At 34.7% G+C, this 18,748-nt stretch carries 13 protein-coding genes; 9 read left to right on the top strand and 4 right to left on the bottom strand.

What is annotated here, in order from left to right; translation table 11 throughout:
* The first annotated feature begins 653 nt into the window (after nt 1–653).
* Entirely contained in the window at nt 654–2,465 is a 1,812-nt protein-coding gene (locus tag BMW63_RS03730; RefSeq protein ID WP_074721396.1) for a hypothetical protein, read from the top strand.
* A gap of 109 nt (nt 2,466–2,574) precedes the next feature.
* Here the strand turns inward: BMW63_RS03730 and BMW63_RS03725 are convergent, their stop codons facing one another.
* From BMW63_RS03725 to lysS, 3 genes are all read right to left on the bottom strand, one after another.
* Nucleotides 2,575–3,231 carry a hypothetical protein gene (locus BMW63_RS03725; protein WP_074721394.1) on the bottom strand — a complete coding sequence of 219 codons (657 nt, stop codon included), beginning with the start codon at nt 3,229–3,231 and terminating at the stop codon, nt 2,575–2,577.
* Nucleotides 3,215–3,700 carry an RNA polymerase sigma factor gene (locus BMW63_RS03720; protein ID WP_074721393.1) on the bottom strand — a complete coding sequence of 162 codons (486 nt, stop codon included), beginning with the start codon at nt 3,698–3,700 and terminating at the stop codon, nt 3,215–3,217. Before BMW63_RS03720 ends, BMW63_RS03725 begins: the two co-directional genes overlap by 17 nt.
* A 248-nt stretch (nt 3,701–3,948) precedes the next feature.
* Complete coding sequence (lysS, locus tag BMW63_RS03715; RefSeq protein ID WP_074721391.1) at nt 3,949–5,652, bottom strand: lysine--tRNA ligase; 1,704 nt, start codon at nt 5,650–5,652, stop codon at nt 3,949–3,951.
* A gap of 284 nt (nt 5,653–5,936) precedes the next feature.
* Between lysS and BMW63_RS03710 the strand changes: the two genes are divergently transcribed.
* Together BMW63_RS03710 and lipB are read left to right on the top strand one after the other, a co-directional pair.
* Entirely contained in the window at nt 5,937–6,662 is a 726-nt protein-coding gene (locus BMW63_RS03710; protein ID WP_074721389.1) for a hypothetical protein, read from the top strand.
* Between the two features lie 153 nt (nt 6,663–6,815).
* Nucleotides 6,816–7,526 (top strand): lipoyl(octanoyl) transferase LipB, encoded by a 711-nt coding sequence (gene lipB / locus BMW63_RS03705; RefSeq protein ID WP_074721387.1) that lies wholly within the window; start codon nt 6,816–6,818, stop codon nt 7,524–7,526.
* Between the two features lie 290 nt (nt 7,527–7,816).
* Here lipB and BMW63_RS03700 read toward each other — a convergent pair whose 3' ends face one another.
* Complete coding sequence (locus BMW63_RS03700) at nt 7,817–8,476, bottom strand: ribonuclease HII (RefSeq protein ID WP_074721385.1); 660 nt, start codon at nt 8,474–8,476, stop codon at nt 7,817–7,819.
* A gap of 457 nt (nt 8,477–8,933) precedes the next feature.
* Between BMW63_RS03700 and BMW63_RS03695 the strand changes: the two genes are divergently transcribed.
* From BMW63_RS03695 to BMW63_RS03670, 6 genes are all read left to right on the top strand, one after another.
* The gene (locus BMW63_RS03695) at nt 8,934–12,041 is read left to right on the top strand and encodes a SusC/RagA family TonB-linked outer membrane protein (protein WP_074721383.1); all 3,108 of its coding nucleotides are present in this window, start codon (nt 8,934–8,936) and stop codon (nt 12,039–12,041) included.
* A gap of 10 nt (nt 12,042–12,051) precedes the next feature.
* Complete coding sequence (locus tag BMW63_RS03690) at nt 12,052–13,683, top strand: RagB/SusD family nutrient uptake outer membrane protein (protein WP_074722030.1); 1,632 nt, start codon at nt 12,052–12,054, stop codon at nt 13,681–13,683.
* A gap of 16 nt (nt 13,684–13,699) precedes the next feature.
* Nucleotides 13,700–14,539 (top strand): hypothetical protein, encoded by an 840-nt coding sequence (locus BMW63_RS03685; RefSeq protein WP_074721381.1) that lies wholly within the window; start codon nt 13,700–13,702, stop codon nt 14,537–14,539.
* 78 nt (nt 14,540–14,617) lie between these two features.
* Nucleotides 14,618–16,546, top strand: coding sequence for a putative porin (locus BMW63_RS03680; RefSeq protein ID WP_074722028.1), 1,929 nt, complete (start codon nt 14,618–14,620; stop codon nt 16,544–16,546).
* Nucleotides 16,547–16,788: 242 nt separating this feature from the next.
* Nucleotides 16,789–18,150, top strand: a complete 1,362-nt coding sequence (locus tag BMW63_RS03675; protein WP_074721379.1) for a pyridoxal-phosphate dependent enzyme — start codon at nt 16,789–16,791, stop codon at nt 18,148–18,150.
* A 95-nt stretch (nt 18,151–18,245) separates the two neighbouring features.
* Nucleotides 18,246–18,728, top strand: coding sequence for a 3'-5' exonuclease (locus tag BMW63_RS03670; RefSeq protein ID WP_074721377.1), 483 nt, complete (start codon nt 18,246–18,248; stop codon nt 18,726–18,728).
* Nucleotides 18,729–18,748: the final 20 nt, after the last annotated feature.

Raw genomic sequence — 18,748 nt, 5'->3', positions numbered from 1 at the left:
AAAATAAAAAAAGCAATACTAATTCTATAGAATCGGTATTGCTTTTTTGTTTATAAGTATTTTTGAATAAGTATTGTAATTGTACTATTTTTCGAACTTTAGATATTATTATTCAATCTCTCTTTTAGGAAGAAGTATTATCTCAATATTATGACACCAAAGCATGACTTAATTTCACAAAAGATTTCTTTTTTTTCAACACAATCTTACGATAAATCCTTTTTTGATAATTTTAGAATGTCGCTGTCCAGAATTGTAACTGCATTGAAGGACACTTTCCATCAATGAACAGGGGCGATTCGCTAAATCTTTCTCCATCACAAAAATGATCTTGTGTGAATTCGTTAGCTTTAATGTTGGAGTTGCACAGTCATACCGCCGTCAATATTTTGATAGTAAAAATAAGCCGCTGCTCCTTCATGAATAGCGATTTCATTTTTTTTATCTTTTGTTGCGACTGCACTCTGGGGAAAATTAAATTAACATCGATCGACATAATTAACTGGATGTTTAGTAAAGGGACATTGGCTTATTTTTAGCATACTAACGCAAAAGTCATCTCTTTTTTACTTTAATAAAATGATAATTATCAGCTTTTTAACGGTTTGCATTTATGAAATTTGCGGTCTATTACAATAGATAAAATTTGACGAATGACAACAACAACTAAACCCTTACATACTTTTCATATCCCTGTAATGGGACTGGCATATACGATTGACAGTCCGATTAGGGTGGCGAAGTATGGAATCTCCTCTGTAATTTCGATTATAGATGATGATTTAATTGAAAAAATGAATGCCTTTTACAGCACTAAATTTAATTTGCCTTACCAGGAAATAACTCAAAAAATACAGGATTACCGTGCGGAACGTATTACTTCTTATTTGAATTTGGTAGACAAAATCGTAAAAGATAAATTCGAGAATTTCAAAAACGAACTGGCTGAAAGTAAATTAGCTTTAGAAAATTACATCGCGATGTTGCCTAACAAGTCTGAGATAAAACTGGGCTTGCAGCATTTAATCGATGAAGGTGTTGCCTTTAAAGACAATATCAAAAGTTTTCTTGAAAACAATCTGATAGCTGGTGAGATTGACGTCAATATCATGACTAAAGTAGACAAGGACAATTTTATTAAAGACGAGCAATTGTCAACGGAATTTAATGATGCCCATGCCTCTCTTCGTGGTTTTGCTAACAGTTCATTGACTTCTTCGGTGGTACTTTCTGCGGGGATGAATCCAAGATTGTATAGCTATTTTGAAAATTTTGATGTGTTTTTCCCGGATTTTGAGAATAAATTAAACAAGAAAATTATTCTCAAAGTGAGTGATTTCCGTTCGGCTATGATTCAAGGGAATTTTTTGGCTAAAAAAGGACTTTGGGTTTCTGAATACCGAATCGAATCAGGGCTGAACTGCGGAGGTCACGCTTTTGCGACCGAAGGGCATCTTTTGGGACCTATTTTAGAAGAGTTCAAACAAAAAAAAGACCAATTGATCCAATCGGCGCACGAACTAATGGTGAAGGCCTTAGGGCAAAAAGGAAAACATGTTCCTGAGCATCCATTAGAATTAAAAATCACTGTTCAAGGTGGGGTAGGAACAGCTGCAGAACATAACTTTTTGTTGGACTACTATCAAGTGGATTCTGTGGGTTGGGGTTCACCTTTTTTATTAGTTCCTGAAGCGACTTCGGTTGATAAAGAGACCCGTAAGTTATTGGCGAAAGCCAAAGAAGAAGACTTGTATTTGAGTCATATTTCTCCTTTGGGAATTCCTTTTAATACTTTGAAAGGCACAACTAATGAACTATTGAAACTAAAAAGAATTCAGGAAAGCAACGCAGGAAGCTCCTGCCCGAAGAAATTTTTGGCGTTAAGCAAAGAATATGGGGCAAAAGGAATCTGTTCTGCTTCCAAGAAATTCCAGGATTTGAAATTGGAGGAATTGGATAGTAAGAAAGAGACTTTGACAGTAGAAATGTTTGAAAACGCAAAAACCAAAATTACCGAGAAATCTTGTCTTTGTGTAGGTTTGGCCAATGCTTCTTATTTAGAGAATGACATGAAAATCAAAGGGCAGGCGCAAGGGGTTGTTATTTGTCCCGGACCCAATATGGCTTATTTTGATCAGGAAGTATCACTTTCTAAAATGGTGCAACACATTTACGGGAATGCTGACGTATTGACCACAACAAATCGGCCGAATATGTTTGTCAAAGAATTGACGATGTATATCGATTATCTAAAAAATGAAATCAAAGGAGTATCTGAAGAGATTACGGCGGGTCAAATTAAAAAATGGAATGCATTCAAAAAGAATTTAGGAGAGGGAATTGACTACTATCGAACCTTATTTTCAACGACTATTTCTTCTGAAAATGATAAGAATCAATATCTACTTACTTTCTATAAAGAAGAGCTGTTAAGTGTCAAAATTCCAGAAATGGAAGTGGTATAAATAGAAAAAGCGGCTTGAAATTTCAAGCCGCTTTTTTATCTTTTCCGTAAGTCATGTTGTGATATATAGATAATCAAAACAAGCTTATGTATTGCTCGACGAATAGCCATTAGGCTGTTAATTCATCCATGTCAGCGAGCATTTCATCTAGTTTTTTTAGAATTCTTCCATAAACAAGGTTCAAATCGAAATTCCCTATTTGTCCGCCAAAGTAGGCTAGTAAACTGATGATTGTGAATGCTACAACTAGTAGTATAAGGGGAAAACCCAAGACCAAATAGCTGTCGGGGAACCGCTCAATAAAGTGGTTTAAAAATGTATTGCCCGGAATATCCCCTCCAATACTTCCAAACCAAAATCCACCAGTCATCGTTATGAAAACGTAAGGATATAAAAATCGAGAGAGTTTAGTGTTTGTTGAAACCATTTCTTTAACCCAATTGTCAAACGAAATCAGGTATTGGTAGCTGCTTTCGGTTTTGTCCAGTTTGTTTAGGCTTCTACTGAATTTCTGAGCTATTGCGGCTAGTATGTTGAATAAAACGAACATACCGATGCCCATGTAGGGTATTTTGACTAGAAAAGAAAGAGGCAAAATTATAAATGCAAATGCAAGGATTGCAACCCGATTTATTTTATACATTCTTCTAAATTTATCTACAATATCTATCGATTTCTGACTATAGAGATTGTTCAGTTTGGGCGCTACTAGAGGATCGTTTTTTAAAAAACCTTCTTTCCAAATTGTTTCAATTGACTTTTTCATCTAATAATTTTTTTAATCGTTCTTTAATTCGTTTAATGCGCACCCCGATGTTGTTTGGGTTTGTTCCAATAATTTCGGCGATTTCCTGATATGACTTTTCTTCCAGATAAAGCATAATGACCGCCCTGTCCACATCAGATAATTGTCTGATTGCCTGATAGAGTTGGTTAAGTGATTCATCTACAAAAGAACGGCTGTCCTCTATTGCCTCTTCAGGCAAAGAATTAGAAACAAAATTATGTTTCTTTTTTTTCTTCAGTAAAGTCAAGCATACATTTAATGATATCCTGTAAACCCAGGTTGACCACTCCGATTGTTCTCGAAAACTGGCATGACTTCTCCAAATATGTAAACAGACCTCTTGATAGTAATCCTCAAAATCCTCTTGGGTATTCGTATAAGCCCTGCAGATCTTAATGATAATTCCTGAATAGGGTAAAATGAATGTGGTGTAAAAATCGCTACTCACTATTGTTTTTTCTTAATTAGTGGCTAAAGTTCTGGATTATTACAGGTACAAGAATTTTTTTTTAGAAAGTTTTTAAAAGTTCGGGCTTTTCCCTCACTGGAATCGTTATTATAGAAGAGAAGTAGATAGAAATTTATAATTTTAATTGCTACTCATTTTTTATAGAAAATAATCACCGGTGCATATTCAAAAAAAAAACGGTCACCTAATTTTTAGATGACCGTTTTTACTATAATTTTAAGAATTACTTATTCTTTCAAGCGACAAGCCTTAGTTTCTCCGTCAACAACGACTTCAGTCATTCCTAGAGAAGATAAGTTTTTCATGGCTTTGTCCCATTTTTTACCGCTCAATTCTGATTTTATTTTTAGTAATCCAAATTCCATTTGGTTCTCATTAGCCTGCAATAAAGAAACAATTAGTTTTTCATCGTCTTCCAGTTCCACTTGAACTTGTTTTTTCTCTGGTCTCATTTGTGGAAATAGCAACACTTCTTGAATAGAAGCATTATTAGTCAAATACATAATCAAACGATCCATTCCTATTCCCATACCAGATGTTGGAGGCATTCCATATTCTAATGCTCTAAGAAAATCTTCGTCAATTATTCCTGTTGCTTCATCATCTCCTTTTTCAGACAAACGCATTTGCTCTTCAAAACGGCTGCGTTGGTCAATTGGATCATTCAGCTCAGAGTAAGCATTCGCCACTTCTTTACCGCAAACCATTAATTCAAAACGCTCCGTCAATTCTGGATTGTCTCTGTGTTCTTTACACAAGGGTGACATTTCCTTTGGATAGTCTGTAATGAATGTTGGCTGAATATAATTTCCTTCGCATTTAGCGCCAAAAATCTCATCAATTAATTTCCCTTTACCCATCGTAGCATCCACGTCAATTCCCATGCCTCTTGCTGCATCAAATAATTCAGCTTCACTTTTACCTGAAATATCAAAACCAGTAAAATGCTTGATAGAATCAGTCATTGTTACACGTGCATAAGGAGCTTTGAAGTTGATTTTATGCTCGCCAAAAGTAGCTTCGCTCGTTCCGTTAACGGCAATCGCGCAATGTTCAAGAAGGTCTTCGGCAAATTCCATCATCCAGTTGTAGTCTTTGTAGGCTACATATATTTCCATAGCGGTAAATTCTGGGTTGTGCGTTCTATCCATTCCTTCATTTCGGAAATTTTTAGAAAACTCATAAACCCCTTCAAAACCACCAACAATCAATCTTTTTAAATACAACTCATTAGCAATACGCATGTATAATGGCATGTCAAGGGAGTTGTGGTGTGTGATAAACGGACGCGCTGCAGCACCACCAGGAATCGGTTGTAAAACAGGAGTTTCTACTTCAAGATACCCTCTGTCGTTAAAGAAAGAACGCATCGCGTTGAACATTTTTGTTCTCTTGATAAACGTTTCTTTCACATGCTCGTTCACGGTTAAATCTACATAACGCATTCTGTAACGCAATTCAGCATCATTAAAGGCATCGTGTACTTTTCCATCTTCATCTACCTTTGGTAATGGCAATGGACGCAATGTTTTACTCAAGAAAGTGAATCCATCAACACGAATACATTGTGCACCCACTTTAGTCGTAAACAATTCTCCTTCGATACCAATAAAATCACCCAAATCGGTTAATTTTTTGAATACCTGATTGTACAATGTTTTATCATCACCAGTACACAAAACATCACGATTGACGTACAATTGAATACGGCCTTCGCTATCTTGCAATTCGGCAAAACAAGCTTTTCCTTGATCTCTCACACTCATCAAACGTCCGGCCACAATTACCTTCTTTCCTTCTTCAAACTGCGATTTTATCTGCTTCGAAGTATGATTTACAGGAAAAAGATTAGCGGGATAAGGATTGATTCCTAAGTTGCGTAAGGCTTGAAGTTTTTCTCTTCGGATGTTTTCTTGTTCTGATAATGCCATTTTTGTGCTTATTTTAAGAGCGCAAAGATAGTCTTTATGTCTTAAAGTTGCAAAGTGAACAACTGCTAAAATAGGAATATTCTAAAGTGGAATTTCTGGAGCACAAGGAGTCGAAATTCAATATCGAGCTGTCCCGCTTTCCGTTTTATCCACGCCAAAAATGAGCGTGGGATATCGCTTTCAATCGGGGCTAGATCACAACGAGTTGTATTTGTAAGAATATTTTGTTAAAAAGCATGTCGTTATATAAAAGTCTAGTATTTTTGAACTTTAAAAAATAGAATATGAAATACACCTGCCTTTTGTTGTTACTAGTCCTTTTATCGAGTTGTGAAGTCACTGAAACTTTACATATTAATCCAGATAATTCTGGGAATATTGAATATGATAGCCATAGAAACGAAAACAGCTACATGCAAATTGCCAAAGAAGAGTATTCAAAAGAAACCGTCTTTCAGGATACCACTTATGTATTTGATGAATACATCAATAAATACAATGCTAATTTTATTAAGTACACGCCAAAAGAGCAAGAACTATTTAACTGCTTTAAAAACGTAAAAGTGCACATGAAAAAAAGCGCTTTTGATAAAGAATACAGAACAACAATTTCTCAAGATTTCAAGAAAGTAGAAGACATTGCAGACTTGACAAAAACACAAGACTATGCGGATGACATTAGGCACAATTACGCCTTAACGGCCGAAGAGCATTATTATAATATTCGCTATACTTTAAACGGAAATCAGTTTAATAGAATTGTGACCATTACAGATGAGGCTATTTTTATAACAGAAAAAGAAAAATTGGAAATCTATAAAACGAAGCTTGCTAGCTTTAAGCTAGTACAGACCTACATAATTAAGTATCATTTTCCACGAAAAATAAAAGCTGTTTCAAATCACAACGCAATAATTAGCTCCGATAAAAAATCGCTGGAATTACAATTCAATATAGTTGACTTTCTACAAAACCCTACAAGTACAAATCTTGAGGTAGTGTTGGAATAAATTATTATTTTAAAAAATTCGTTAACCAACAAACTTTGTGACTTTGTGCCTTCATGGCATAAAACGAGAATTAATAGTACCTTTGTATCCAACAAATAAGTGAACGAAAATAGATTGCCTTGCTTCGTGCTTCGCAACTCCTAACAATTTCAAATGAACAAAACAATCCAACTTCAAGATTTAGGAAATAAAGACTACAAGGAAACTTGGGAATACCAAGAAGAACTGTTCAAAGGAATCGTTGATCTAAAAATCAGAAATAGGCGAGAGGAACTCACTTTAGAGACTCCAAATTATTTTTTGTTTGTAGAGCACCCACATGTATACACCTTAGGAAAAAGCGGTGATTTATCTAATTTATTGTTGTCCGAAAAACAACTCGAAGACAAAGGCGCCACCTTTTACAAGATCAATCGTGGCGGTGATATTACCTATCATGGGCCTGGACAAATTGTAGGGTATCCTATTTTAGACTTAGATAATTTCTTTACTGATATTCATAAATATTTACGCTTTTTGGAAGAAGCCATTATTCTTACTTTACAGGAATATGGTATAGCATGCGGTCGAAGCGAAGGCGAAACAGGGGTTTGGTTAGGTGTAGGAACACCATTTGCACGCAAAATATGTGCGTTGGGAGTTCGTGCTTCACGCTGGGTCACCATGCACGGATTTGCGTTAAACGTAAATGCTGATTTAGGTTACTTCGATAATATCATTCCATGCGGAATTCGTGGTAAAGCGGTAACTTCTTTAAATGTGGAACTTGGTGTTGAAAAAGTAAATGAGGACGAAGTAAAAGAAAAAATATTGAAACATTTAACTGCATTGTTTGGTTGTGAATTTCAATATATAGCACCATAACAAATTTCAATATCGAATCAGAATTTTGTATTTAGTATAAATCTGGAATCAAAAAATATAATACTATTTTATTTTTGAATATACTGTAATAGAACAAAACCACAATCTTGTCATTCCGACAAAGGAGGAATCTCATCAAGCCACTCACATAACGGGGATTCCTCCTTCGTCGGAATGACAAACTAAGTGTTAGATTTTGGGGCTGAAAAATTTTACAGTATTTTCTATACTGAGAAGGTATAAGAAGTTCTTTAGTTTAAAATCTGAGATCAAAAATCGTTAATTTACAATCAAAAATCAAATTTCTGCTGCTCAGGCAACAATCTAAAACTCATTCTGTGGTATTTAGTAACGCCATATTTTCTAATTGCTTCTCGGTGTTCTTTTGTTGGATATCCTTTGTTTTGTTTCCAGTTGTACATTGGAAATTCTTCGTGAATCCTGTTCATGTAATCATCCCGATACGTTTTTGCCAATACGGATGCGGCGGCAATACTCATGAATTTGGCATCTCCTTTTACAATACTGCTACTCGGAATGGAGGTCAAAATAGTAAGCTCTGCAGGAGTAAAAATTTTCCCACTACTGTTCTTGATCCCTTTTTTTCGAATAAAAGGACTGTTCCCATCTACAATAATATATTCAGGTTGCGGATTGAGTTTCAAAACGCATTCCTGCATTGCTTTTATCGAGGCATTCAAAATATTGATGTCATCAATTTCTAAAGGTTCTAGGTGAGTTACAGCAAAAGTAACGGCTTGCTGCTCAATAAAAGGGCGTAATTTTTCTCTCGCTTTCTCAGATAATTGTTTGCTGTCGTTTAGAATTATGTTTTCAAAATCAGAAGGAAGGATTACAGCCGCGGCAGTAACAGGTCCTGCAAGACAACCTCGGCCGGCCTCATCGGTTCCAGATTCTAAAAGGAGTTTTGAAAAATTAAGTTGCAGCATAAAGCAAATTTATGAAAAAAAGCTTCAATTGTGGTTACAATATATTTAGGCTATTGGCATATCGTTCGAAATGTGTTATTGGAATGCTCTGATTTCAGGTGCTAACTCTTCCAAGTCTAGTGATAGAGGAATTGCGGAAGAAACATAAGTGTATATAAGACTTTAGACAAATGATATAACGGAAATGGCTAAATAGCAGATAATAATGGACTATATATTGTTTAATCATTTTTACGGTTTGGCTGCATCCGATCACTTTTTGTAGTTTTTTTTTGCTAACGCTTTTTTCATGGGAATAAAATCTGTGTTTTTTTGAGGGTGAAAGCGTGAGAGTATGGTCATTTTTTAAGAACGTCTCCTTACTACTGTTATTAAAACGTTAAATTTGTGATTTGTTTATTTTTTTATTTAAGATATAATTAGCATATTTGTCCTAACTAATTCAAAAATTTAAATAATGAGATCAAAATTCAAATGGATTTTAACGTTACTGATAACGTTATCTATGCAATTTATGTTTGCGCAAGAGCGAACAGTTAAGGGTGTAGTTTCAGATGCTTCTGGAGCATTACCTGGGGTAAATGTTCTAGTCAAAGGTACTAAGGCAGGCGTTCAAACAGACTTTGATGGTAACTACTCTCTTAAAGCAAAAACTGGAGATGTTTTAATTTTTTCTTTTCTTGGGATGAAGGAAACAACTAAGGTAGTAGGTGCTTCAAATACAATTAATGTAAAATTAGAGGAATTCGGGAAAGCATTAGAGGAAGTTGTAATTCAAGGTTATGGTAGAACATCTACTAAAGCCAAAGCAATTGGAGCAACTCAAACTGTCTCTTCAAAGACAATCGAAGGAAGACCTAATGTGAATGTTTTGCAATCTTTACAAGGTCAGTTAGCTGGAGCAAATATTGCTTTGTCTTCAGGTCAGCCTGGTAGTAACAAGATTGATGTTATCATTAGAGGTCAAGGATCTTTGAATGCGAGTACAGATCCTTTGTACGTGATTGATGGAGTTCCATTAACTCAAGCGTTCTTTAGAAACTTGAATCAAAATGATATTGAAACAGTTTCAGTATTGAAAGATGCTTCGGCCACATCTATTTATGGTAATAGAGGTTCTAATGGTGTAATTGTTATAACAACAAAGCAAGGTGATTTTAAATCTGATTTAAATGTAAATTTTTCTTCTTCTTATGGTACATCTGAATTTAGAGGAGATGATTATAACTTAGTTAATGCGAAACAGCATTTAAATATTCAAAAGCAATATGGCTCAGGTCCTGGTTTTTCAGGTTCTGCTCCAGGAGGAGTGCTAGTCGATCCAGCTAATATTGATGCTTATGCTATAGATACGGATTGGTCAAAGATTTTCTTTAGAACAGGAACAACTTCTAGTCAAGATGTAAGTTTTAGCGTTGGTGGTGAAAATAGTAAAAACTTTACCTCCTTAGGATATTTTCAACAAGATGGGATTGTTCCTACATCTGACTTTAAGAGGTTCACTTTAAGATCTAATTTTTCTGGTAGATCATCAAATAAAAGAGCAACTTACGGTTTAAATATAACTTCTGCTTTTTCTAAAAGAAACCAACTTGAGCAAGAAAATAGAGCAGCAATTAACAGTAATGTATTGCAGAATCCTTTAACTGGATATCTTACTTCAGCTGCTTATTTTGATCCAGCAACATATGTAAGTGGTCAGAAATTATTTAATGACTTTGGATCTCCTTCGTTAAATCTTATTCCGTTTATGCTTCTCGATTTGTATAAAGGAAAAAATGCTCCTAGTTTTTATGAAGAATTTAAAACTATAATTTCTGGAAATTTAGGATATAAATTGACAGACGATTTAACATTTAGGACTACAGCAGGTGTTGATTACGCAGAAGATAAAAGAACTTTCGCTATTGGACCAGATGCTTATTTATCTGTTGTAAGAGCTGTTGGAGCTGGTCAGGCATTCCATGGAAGTGAAACTCAAAGTTCTGCTAGAGAATTTACTTTTAATTCTACTAACCAGCTTAATTACAATAAAGAATTTGGTGGAAAGCATACACTTGATGTGTCATTATTCACTGAATATTTAAAAGCTCATAGAAGATCTAATTTTTTCCGACAAACTGGTCTTAACCCTTTGACATGGTATCCAGGGGCAGGAACGGGTTATATACCTTATAGTGCAGCTTTACCTATTACCTATGCGCCAATAGAAGGTGCTAATAGAGTAGATGCTGGTTTATTTTCTTATTTTGGGACTTTGGATTATGATTATGATTCTAAATATGGATTTGCTGCTTCTGTAAGAAGAGATGGAAGTTATAGATTTGTGGGTGATAATAAATGGGGTACTTTTTGGTCAGTTGCAGGTAGATGGAATATTGCTAAAGAAGATTTCTTGATAGACAATAATTTTATCAGAGATCTTAAGTTAAGAGCTTCTTATGGTACAACTGGAAATCAAAATGTTATTGCAAGAGGTGAGGATAGTGATGTTGCTACGATTTTTGGAGCTGCACAAGCGGTTAGAGATTTAAATAGTACTCAGACAGGGTATGGTAACGTAGCTTCTTTTGGTGTTTCGTCTATTGCAAATACAGATTTAAAGTGGGAAACTACTGCTCAAGCTAACATTGGTTTGGATTTTAATTTTAAAGATAGATTATCTGGTTCGCTTGACTTTTATAGAAGACTAACAACAGACTTATATACTTCTATTCCAGTTTCTTCATCTAATGGGGTGACCTTCCTTAATGGAAATAATGGCTCTTTGTTAAATAAAGGTATAGAGCTTTCTCTTAAATATGATGTGCTTAAGAATTCTGAATTTAAATTATCAGTTTATGGTAATGGATCATATAATCGTAATGAGATCGATGATTTAGGTGTGCTTAATGATGGTACTGGAAAACAAAGAATAGGTACTGATTTTGCAAATGCAATTGGAGGGCCTAGTAATCAATATTATGTAGTCCCTTATCAAGGCGTAAATCCTGCTAATGGGAATCTGTTGTTCTTAAACAAAAGTGGGGATTTAACTGAAAGTCCTAAAGATGAAGACAGAAGATTAACGGATAGAAATGCTTTGCCAGTTTATCAAGGTGGTTTTGGTCTTAATGCTTCCTATAAAGGGTTCTTCCTTGATGCAGCCTTTACTTATGCAGCTGATTTTTTCAGATTTGATGTGGATTATTCAGGTTTGATGGATATTAGAAACGTTGATCCTTTACCTGTTTCTGCTGATATATTAAATGCTTGGACTCCTACAAACATGAATACTAATGTGCCGTCTTGGGATGCTTCAAATATCGATTCAGGAGATTTATCCGACAGATTCTTAATGGATGCCTCTTATGTTCGTTTAAGAAATTTAAGTATAGGTTACAATGTGCCAGCTAAATTTTTAGATAAAACGTTTATGAAAAGTATACGTTTTAGATTGCAAGGTGAAAATATTTTAACTCTAACTAAATGGAAAGGATTTGATCCTGAGAGTTTTAAATCTTCTACAACTGGTTATTTCCCAACTCCAAGATTATATACTTTTGGAATCGATGTTAATTTTTAAAAAAATAAAAATGAAAAAAAGAATAGTACTTTTTAGTCTCTTTGCAATGTTGCTATCGTGCAACGATGCATTAGAAATAACTCAAAAAGGTGAGTTAAATGACGCGGCCTTGTTTACATCTATAGGCAATATGCAATTGTTTTTAAATGAAACATATGATAGATTAAACCTTGAAAATGATATTACTGTATCCTCTTTGTTAACAGATGAGGTTGCAATTGGAAGTGGCCTTACAGTAAATGATACTCAAAGGTTTTTCATGGTAACTACTAACGGCTACGCAGCAGGTATTTGGAATAGTCATTATAATTTAATTAATTATTGTAATCGATTAATTAGAGGTGCTGCTTTATATACACCAACAGCTGCAGAACTTCCTGCATATAATTCGATAATAGCTCAAGCAAGAGCTTTGAGGGCTTTTGCTCATTTTGAGCTATTGACTTATTATTCTACTGATTTGAGTGATAATGCTGCTCCTGGAGTTATGATTGTGGATTTTGTTCCTGCGGCGAGTCAAGATATTCCTAGATCTACAAATGGTAAAGTTTTTGATTTTATTGAAAGTGATTTAACTTATGTAGATGCAAATTTAATTGAACCAACAGGAACTAATGCTTATAAATTTGTTAACACTAATTTTATTAAGTCTTTTCGAGCTAGAATGTACTTATACAGAAAAAACTATCCTGAGGCTTTAAAGTATGCTAATTCTGTTATTAGTACTTCAGGTAGGATTCTATCAACATGTACTGTAACTGTTCCTAATTTTCCTGCTACTTCTGCTGCTACCGTGCCTCAAGGTGCAGGGACTGGAAGTACTACTATAAATGTTGATCCTGGATCTGGTTTTCCTATCCAAAGAGCATTATATCAGGTTGATCAATGGGTATCTGCAGTAAGTCCTGTTTACAGAAAAATGTGGGTTGATGCTGCTCAGGGTGAAATTTTATTTGCTCTTGATAGACCTGTTAACAAAGTTAACTTTAGTAGTACTTATAACACTAATGGTTCTTATCTTACAGGTGGTCCGTTATACGATATGGGAAGGAATCTTTTTACTGCTTATCAAAGTAGTTTAGGTGGAGGAGCAGAAGACTATAGAAGATGGTGTTTTGTTGACCGTTCAGCTTCTATATCTACTACACCAGCAACAGCTTCAAGAACTAATGAAGAGATTGTTATTGATAAGTATCCCGGTAAAACAGGTGGACACACTGCTAATGATTTAAAAGTTTTCCGTTTATCGGAAATATATTTTATTAAGGCAGAGTGTTTAATTAGAAGTGGAGATTTACCTGGAGCTGCTGGTTTGATTCAACAGGTTAGACAAGCTCGAAGCTATACTGGAGGTGTTGTTCCAACTCCTGTTTATGCAAATGTTACCGGCGCTTTAGCTGATGTGTTGTTAGAGAGAAGAAAGGAACTTTCTTTTGAAGGACACAGATACATAGATTTAAAAAGACTAGGATCAGATGCGGGTGTTACTGGTACTGATCGATATGCTCGCGATGCTGTGAATGGTTCTGCTACTAATCCTGTTAATATAAATAATGGCGATTATAGATTTACGTTGCCAATTCCACAAGCAGAAATTAATGTTAATCCCCTACAACAAAATCCAGGGTATGTTACAAATTAATTATTAAAATTAAATTATGAAAAAATATTTATTAAAAATAACTGCTGTTGTTTTATTTTTCGGAGTAATTACAGGCTGTCAGGAAGACAAGATTTTTTATAAAGGTGATTTATCGCTTGCTGATTTTCCTACGGCTTCTGGTTCATTGCCAGTAAAAGAAGGGGTAGAGTCTACATTCAAAATTAAAGTTGAGATATCATCAAAGTCAACTGCTGCAAGAGTTATTGAAGTTAGTGTTGCTCAGGCCTCTACTGCTTTACCAGCGCAATATCAAATTGATGCGGCCAGTTTAGTTATTCCTGCGGGGTCTTATTCAGGTGAAATTATTGTAAAAGGTAACTTTGATAATTTGAATGTTGGTCAAACTGTATCCTTAATTTTAAGTTTGGATAAAATTGGTGACGCCACTGTTGAACCAAGCAAAAATTTATTTACACTGTCAATATATAAATTTTGTTCATCAGATTTAGCAGGTACGTATGCTTATTCAACAACTAATATCTCTTCTCCAGATGCAGGTGGAAGATCTGTTCCAGGGCCAGTAACTGGAAATGTAGTTTTTGAAGCTACTGCCGCTGCTGGGGTTTATACAATATCTGATGGGTCATTCGGTGGGTTCCGAGCATTGTATTTTGCTGCATACGGAGATACTGCCGCTACTGGCTTAAAGTTGACTGATGTTTGTAATAAAATCGCATATAGCGGTACAGATAATTACGGTGAAGCATATACCTTTACAAATCTTGTTGTAAGTGGTAATAAATTAACTTTTAATTGGGCTAGTGGTTTTGGTGAAAAAGGATTAACTACTCTTACTAGAACCGACAATACAAATTGGCCTAGTTTAAAACTTTAATTTTTTTGTCGAAACATTTTAAACCATCCCAAATCTGGGATGGTTTTTTTTTTATCTTTACCCACTTACAATATGTTTATGAAGCAGTCTAGTTTATGGTTATTTTTATTATTGCCATCTTTTTTATTAGCCCAAAGTAAAGATCGTTTGGATGCAAGTATAGGTAGAGTTAAGGAGGGACAATTGATTGACAAAGTCGCAGCAATGGATCAATACCGTTTTATTTCTATAGAACGCGACACTACTTATTTAGACACTTCACTGACCATTCAAAGAGAATATAGTTTTAATTATTTACGAAAGGATAATTTTGGACTTTTGGCTTTCGCTAATGAGGGACAAACTTATAATACCTTACAATATAGTTTAACGCAGTTTACTCCTTATCCGGAATTTGGCTTCAAGGCCAAGCATTTTAATTTTCTGGAAGCAAACCAAATAAAATATAGCTCTGTAGCCACTCCAGTTACTGAATTGTATTTCAAATCGGTGATGCAAAAGGGACAATCTCTGGATGCTTTTTTTACATTAAACATTTCGCCAAGGCTTAATTTTTCTATTGCTTACAAAGGCCTGCGTTCTGAGGGAAAATATATTAATCAGTTGTCAAGCACAGGAAATTTCAGATATACCACAAGTTATAATACGCTAAATAAACGCTATTTTGCGAATGCACATTTTACCTATCAGGACATCTTAAATGAGGAAAATGGTGGAATTACCACCATCAGTGATTTTGAAAATGAAGACCCTAAGTATGATAATAGACAAAGACTCGAGATTTATTTTAAAGATGCTAAATCCTTTCTAAAAGGCAAGCGTGTATTCTTAGATCACTTTATGAGAATAAATGCTAAGAAAGGAGCTAACAATTTATATGTGAGCCATCAATTTAATTACGAGAATAAATTTTTTGAATACAATCAGGCAACGGTGCCTTCAACTGTAGGCGTACAAACAGTTTATAGATTTGGAGATTCTTATGTTACAAGTGGTATTAACGACCAGACACATTATAACAAAATGTATAATAAACTGGGCTTGATGTATGAAAACACAACGCTTGGGAAGTTTCAGTTTTTTGCAGATGACTTCAGAAGCAATTATTACTACAGCCAAATATTAATTAGGGATGACAAAACTATTCCAGCTTCACTAACCAGAAACATTAACAGTGCCGGAGGACAGTATGAATATCAAAAAAAGAAATGGAATGGGAAGTTCCTGTATTCAAGATCAGTGACGAATCAATCCCTATCAAATTTGGAGGCTAAATTAAATTATGATTTTAATGATGATTATCAATTCTCTTTTGGATACCAAAACTTGAATAAGTTACCCAATGACAATTACAATTTGTATCAAAGCAGTTATATTAATTACAACTGGTCTAATAATTTTAAGAATGAAAAAATAAACTCGGTCACGGCTAATGCGATAACTCCATGGGTAGAAGCATCAGTACAGTTTTTGACGTTAGATGATCATCTCTATTTTGAAAATATTGCTACTGATGAAAGTCAGCAAATTGTGAATCCAAATCAATATGGGAATACCATAAATTATGTTTCTGTTAAGGCAAATAAAGAAATTAAATTCGGAAGATTTGCGCTTGACAATACCGTTTTATATCAAAAAGTGAGTCAACAGGATGCAATCTTAAACGTTCCTCAAATTGTGACTAGAAACACCATTTATTACACTAATTATTTGTTCAAAAAAGCCTTGTTTTTACAAACCGGGATTACCTTAAATTATTTCACAAACTATTTGGCAAATGATTATAATCCGGTAATCGGAGAGTTCTTTATTCAGAATAAAAAAGAAATTGGAAATTATCCAAACTTTGATTTTTTTATTAATGCACGGATTCAAAGAACTAGAATTTACTTGAAAGCAGAGCATTTTAATTCGTCTCTAACAGGAAATAATTTCTACTCTGCTCCTAATAATCCGTATCGTGATTTCATGATTCGTTTTGGGCTAATCTGGAACTTCTTTAATTAATTCCTTCGTTTTTTTTGGAGTCGTCTACTACTCCAGACTCTTCGGAATGATCTGTATTCATTGGTTCGACCACAATTACTTAAAGGATGTTGCCTTAAATGAAATTCACTGTACTTCTAATTAAATAAAAGTACAGGAAGTAATCAAGAACGCAATTTTGCAGAAGCAGGAATGTTTTCTAACAAAATACTATCTTTGCAAAAGTATTTATAACAAATTACAATCTTAAAAATTACAATTAAATGCAATACGCAGAAAATATATTAGGCACAATAGGCAATACACCGTTAGTGAAGTTAAATAAAGTTACTGAAGGAATAGATGCATTAGTGCTAGCTAAAGTAGAAACTTTTAATCCCGGTAATTCTGTAAAAGATAGAATGGCGGTAAAAATGATTGAAGATGCTGAGGCTGACGGTAGACTAAAACCAGGAGGAACTATTATTGAAGGGACTTCCGGAAATACAGGAATGGGACTGGCTTTAGTAGCTATTATCAAGGGATACAAATTAATTTGTGTGATTTCGGATAAACAATCTAAAGAAAAAATGGACATTCTTCGCGCTGTTGGAGCAAAAGTTGTGGTATGTCCTACAGATGTGGAGCCTACGGATCCCCGTTCCTATTATTCTGTTTCTAAAAGATTAGCGACTGAAACACCTAATTCTTGGTATGTAAATCAATATGACAATCCGTCGAATGCTATTGCACATTACGAGCAAACAGGCCCAGAAATTTGGGAGCAAACAGAGGGTAAAATTACTCATTTTGTATCAGGTGTTGGTACTGGAGGAACCATTTCCGGTGTTGGAAAATACCTTAAAGAAAAAAATCCTAATATTAAGATTTGGGGAATTGACACCTATGGTTCCGTATTTAAAAAATACCATGAAACAGGTATTTTTGATGAAAACGAGATTTATTCTTATATAACAGAAGGAATTGGAGAAGATATTTTGCCATTGAATGTAGATTTTTCTTTGATTGATGGTTTTACCAAAGTAACAGATAAAGATGCTGCAGTATACACCCGAAAAATTGCTCTTGAAGAAGGGATTTTCGTTGGGAATTCAGCTGGAGCTGCCATAAAAGGGCTGTTGCAACTAAAGGAGCATTTCAAACCAGAAGATGTAGTTGTTGTTTTGTTTCATGATTCAGGAAGCCGTTATGTAGGGAAGATGTTCAATGATGATTGGATGCGCGAACGTGGTTTTCTTGAAGAGGAAGTTACAAAAGCCGAAGATGTAATCAAAGATCATATTGATAAGCCATTAATTGTAGCTCGTACAGAAGAATTGGTTTCACATGCGATTGAAAGAATGCGTAAATATAAAATCTCACAAATACCAGTTATGGATATTACAGGATTTGTAGGTTCTCTGGATGAGTCTGACTTATTCCAAAGTTATGTGCAAGATAAAAACTCAGCCGAAAGACCAATTCGGGAAATCATGGGAAGTCCTTATCCTATCGTGCAACTGGGAACGACAATCGAAGAAGTTTCTAAATTGTTTACCAGAGATAATGCGGCGGTATTAATTGATTTAGGAAAAGGAAGACACCATATTATTACAAAATATGATATTATAGGTTCTATTAAATAGTTTTTAGTTCCGATAATTACATTGTATAGACCACGGAATTGACGAATTAAATTCGTTAAATTCGTGGTTTTTTCAGAAACAATAAATAAAACAGAATGACATTTACGGCAATAGATTTTGAAACGGCTACTGCATTTCACCCTTGTTCAGTGGGAATAGTGACAGTTGAGAATGGAGTAATAGTAGACGAGTTTGTCAGTTTGATTAAACCGCCAAACAATCTGTATTCCCCTTTTACAATTCAAGTGCATGGAATTTATCCAAGGGATACGGTGAATGCCAAATCATTTGCACAGATATTTCCTGAAATCCAAAAACGACTCCAGAATAGAGTTGTTGTGGCGCATAATGAAAGCTTCGACAGAAATGTTTTGGCCAAATCAATGGCGCTGTGTGGTTTAAATTATGAGGATTTGAATTTGTCAGCTCGCTGGGAATGTACCGTGAAAATATACAAAGCCAAAGGATTAAAACCAACAAAGCTTAGTGATTGCTGCCGTACAATGAAAATTCAATTGAATCACCATGAAGCTTTGTCAGATGCTCGGGCTTGCGCCAAATTGTATTTACTGAGATAGTTTTCGAAATTTAATAGGAA

This window comes from Flavobacterium frigoris (genome assembly GCF_900111075.1).
Lineage (GTDB): Bacteria > Bacteroidota > Bacteroidia > Flavobacteriales > Flavobacteriaceae > Flavobacterium > Flavobacterium frigoris.
This window is presented reverse-complemented; position numbering and strand designations above follow the sequence as displayed.